At 66.9% G+C, this 3,446-nt stretch carries 3 protein-coding genes; 1 reads left to right on the forward strand and 2 read right to left on the reverse strand.

Annotation, left to right across the window (positions count from 1 at the left end; genetic code table 11):
• Positions 1-56: 56 nt before the first annotated feature.
• Both ABGA94_RS14795 and ABGA94_RS14800 read right to left on the reverse strand, forming a co-directional pair.
• Positions 57-1,766: a M28 family metallopeptidase gene (locus tag ABGA94_RS14795; RefSeq protein WP_069140026.1), complete on the reverse strand. Its 1,710-nt coding sequence runs from the start codon at positions 1,764-1,766 to the stop codon at positions 57-59.
• An 86-nt stretch (positions 1,767-1,852) separates the two neighbouring features.
• Positions 1,853-2,515: a hypothetical protein gene (locus tag ABGA94_RS14800; RefSeq protein WP_069140025.1), complete on the reverse strand. Its 663-nt coding sequence runs from the start codon at positions 2,513-2,515 to the stop codon at positions 1,853-1,855.
• A 95-nt stretch (positions 2,516-2,610) separates the two neighbouring features.
• On the opposite strand from ABGA94_RS14800, the gene ABGA94_RS14805 reads away from it, so the two are divergent.
• The coding region (locus tag ABGA94_RS14805; protein WP_375367641.1) for a murein hydrolase activator EnvC family protein at positions 2,611-3,446 on the forward strand (836 nt) is incomplete at its 3' end.

The raw sequence follows: 3,446 nt of genomic DNA on the forward strand, positions 1-3,446 counted from the left end.
CGCCCGGGGGGGCGCCGCTCTGCTCTCAACAGTGCTCAGTCGAGCATAGCCCGACTTTACTTGGCCGAAGCCTTGTCCTTCATCATCGCGTCGCGGGCCGCCTTGAACGGGTTGCCTGCATACCAGTTCGGCCAACGATCACCACCGGCCAGTTCCTTGCCCACGCCGTACATCAGCTGCAGGTCTTCAACGGTGCCGTCCAGTTTCCAGGTGGCCGCGTCGAACTCGTCCTTCGGGCCATGGTAGCGGTTGGCGCCGTAGTCCGCCGCGGCCTTGCGGCCCGCTTCCACGCCACCCTCGCGCAGGTCCTCGCCGCCATCGGCGTACAGGGCCGGCACACCGGCCTTGGCGAAGTTGAAGTGATCCGAGCGGAAGTAGAAGCCGCTTTGCACCGAGGTCTCACCGTGCAGCGTACGGTCCTGGGCGGCGGCCAACGGCTTGAGGATGTCCTCCAGCTCTGAGCTGCCGAAGCCGGTGACGGTCACGTCCTTGGCACGGCCGGCCACCGACATCGCATCGATGTTGATCACACCGGCGATCTTGTCCAGCGGGAAGGTCGGATGGGCGACGTAGTACTTCGAACCCAGCAGGCCGGATTCTTCCAGGGTCACGGCCAGGAACACCACCGAACGCTCCGGCTTCGGGTCCTGGTGCGCCATGGCTTCGGCCACTTCGAGAATGCCGGCCACGCCGGTCGCGTTGTCGACGGCACCGTTGTAGATGTTGTCGCCGGTTTCACCCTCATGCTTGCCCAGGTGGTCCCAGTGCGCCATGTACAGCACGGCCTCGTCGGCACGCTTGCTGCCCGGCAGCACGCCGACCACGTTGCGGGACTGCTTCTGTGCGATCTGGCTTTTCAGGTCGACCGCTGCGGTGGCCTTCAGCGGTACCGGCTTGAAGCCGCGCTTGCTGGCATCCTTGTAGGCCTGCGCCAGGTCCAGGCCGGCACCGGCAAACAGGGCCTTGGCCGCCTCGGCGCTCAGCCAGCCCTGCACTGGAATACGGGCTTCCGGGTCATCCTTGGCCGGCAGGTCGTATTGCGGGCCCGCCCAGGAGTTCTTCACCACGTCCCAGCCGTAGGATGCGCCGGCCGTGTCGTGCACGATCAGTGCAGCAGCGGCGCCCTTGCGCGCGGCCTCCTCGAACTTGTAGGTCCAGCGCCCGTAGTAGGTCATGCGCTTGCCGTCGAACAGCTTCTCGTCGTCGACATGGAAGCCCGGGTCGTTGACGAACATGACGACCGTCTTGCCCTTCCAGTCCTGGCCGGCGTAATCGTTCCACTTCTGCTCCGGTGCATCGACGCCGTAGCCGACGAACACCAGGTCGCTGGCATCGACCTTCACCTCGGCCTGGCCGGTGCGAGTCCCCACCACCATGTCGGTGCCGAACTTCAGCTCGGTGGTCTTGCCGCCCTGGGTGATCTTCAGCACGGTCGATTCGTCGGCCGTGGTCTCGGTCATCGGCACATCCTGGAACCAGCTGTCGCCGTTGCCGGGCTGCAGGCCGATGCGCTGCATCTGGTCGCGGATGTAGTTGACCGTCAGCTCTTCACCCTTGCTGCCCGGGGCGCGGCCTTCGAACTCATCCGAGGCCAGCGTCTTGACCATCTCGGCGAAGTCGCCGGCATTGATCTCCGGGGAGAACGAATGAGCGGCCGGCTTCGCCGCAGCGGTGTCGGTGGCCGGCGCGGCGGCGGGCGTGTTTTCGCCTTTGCAGGCACTGAGCGCGGCCGCGGCGGCCAGGCACAGGAGGAGTTTGCGGGGCATCGTCGATTCCTGGAGAACAAAGGGCGGCCGCACCTGATGCGCGACCGGTAACAGTGAGTATCACCGAACCGGCAGGTCCGGCGGGTTCAGTCCGCCGGGGCGGTTTCGGTGTCGAACGGAATTGGCTCGGCGCCGGTCACCGGGCCGATGCGAGCGGAGCGATGCACGTACAGCACCACTTCGCGCTCGAACTGCAGGGGGCCGTTGACCACCGCATTCGGGCCGATGATCACGCGCGGCTTGCGGCTGGCGGTCAGCGAGACACTGAAGTTCGGCTTGCGCACATGCACACCGCCGGTGACCTGCGAACCGATACCGACGGTGATGTCACCATTGACGGTCTCCACGTCCTTGCCGACGCGGCTTTCGACCAGGCCGATGCCACCATTGACGGTCTCGACACCGCCTTCGATCTGGCTGCCGCGATCAGTGAAAATGCTGCCGTTGACGGTGCTGACGCCGCCACTGGCGATCACTTCACGACCCAGGCGCACACCGCCGTTGACCGTTTCGATCTTGCCGGTGCGCGCGCGGTCGGCGACCTTCACCCCGCCGTTGACGGTGTCGATGCTGCCGGTCTCGACGCCTTCGCCGACGCGGATGCCGCCGTTGACGGTGTCGAGCTTGCCGTAGCGTTGACCGGGTTCGGCGCTGATGCTGCCGTTGACCTTGCTGATGTTCTCCTGCGCACAGACCGGCCCGGTGGCCAGCAGTACGCCCAACAGCAGCGGAATGGAAAGAGTTTTCATGGCGACCTCGATGGATGTGCGGCTGGCAGGCCGCGTGCGGAGATGTCACCATTCCCCGGTAGCCCCCGCAACTGCCTGAAGTCACTGGAAAGCCCTTGCGCGACAACGCCTTCCCATCACGCCGACATCACATCGCCGCTGTCCGCGGCGGTCGCTGCCTGCTGCTGGGGCTGGCGTTGGCGCTGGCCCTGCCGCTGCCCAGCGGTGCGCAGACCACCCGCGAGACCGAGCGCAAGCTGCAGAAACTGCGAACCGAACTGAAGGGCGTGGCGCAGGAGCGACGGCAGATCGAGGGCCAGCGCGGGCAGGCATCGCAACAACTGCGCGAGGCCGACGAGAAGGTAGCCCGCACAGGCCGTGCCCTTGCGCAGACGGAAGCCGCGCTGCGCGAGCAGGGCCGCGCCCTTGCCGAAGCCGAGCAGCGCCGCAGCACGCTGCAGGGCAACCTGGCCCAGCAGCACCGCGAACTGGCCGGGCTGTTGCGCGCGGCGTATCAGCTGGGCAACCACGCACCGCTGAAGCTGCTGCTGTCGCAAGACACGGTGGCCGATGCCAACCGCGCCCTGGCCTACCATCGCTACCTGCAGCGCGAGCGTGCGCAGCGGATCACCACGCTGACCGCCGACCTGAAGGAACTGGAAGCACTGCAGGCGCAGATCGCCGAGCGCAAGCAGAAGCTGCAGGGGACGCAGCAGGACCAGAAACAGCAGGCAGCCGCCCTGGAAGCGGACCGCCGCGATCGCGCAAAGACCGTTGCCTCGCTGGAAGAGCGCTTCAAGGACCAGCGCGAGAAGGAACAGGCATTGGGCCAGGACGCCAAAGCACTGGAAACGCTGCTGGCCAACCTGCGTGCCGCTGCCGCGCGGGCCGAAGCCGAGCGGCGCGCCGCTGCACGCCGGGCCGCCGCCGAGAAAGCCGCTGCCGAGCGCGC

The sequence above is a fragment of the Stenotrophomonas sp. 3diitr2024 genome (assembly GCF_042136455.1).
GTDB classification, from domain to species: Bacteria; Pseudomonadota; Gammaproteobacteria; order Xanthomonadales; family Xanthomonadaceae; genus Stenotrophomonas; species Stenotrophomonas sepilia.

Bases quoted from the DNA above. Each gene is read 5' to 3' on its own strand.
- ABGA94_RS14795 (WP_069140026.1), bottom strand. From the start codon at position 1,766: ATGCCCCGCAAACTCCTCCTGTGCCTGGCCGCCGCGGCCGCGCTCAGT.
- ABGA94_RS14800 (WP_069140025.1), bottom strand. From the start codon at position 2,515: ATGAAAACTCTTTCCATTCCGCTGCTGTTGGGCGTACTGCTGGCCACC.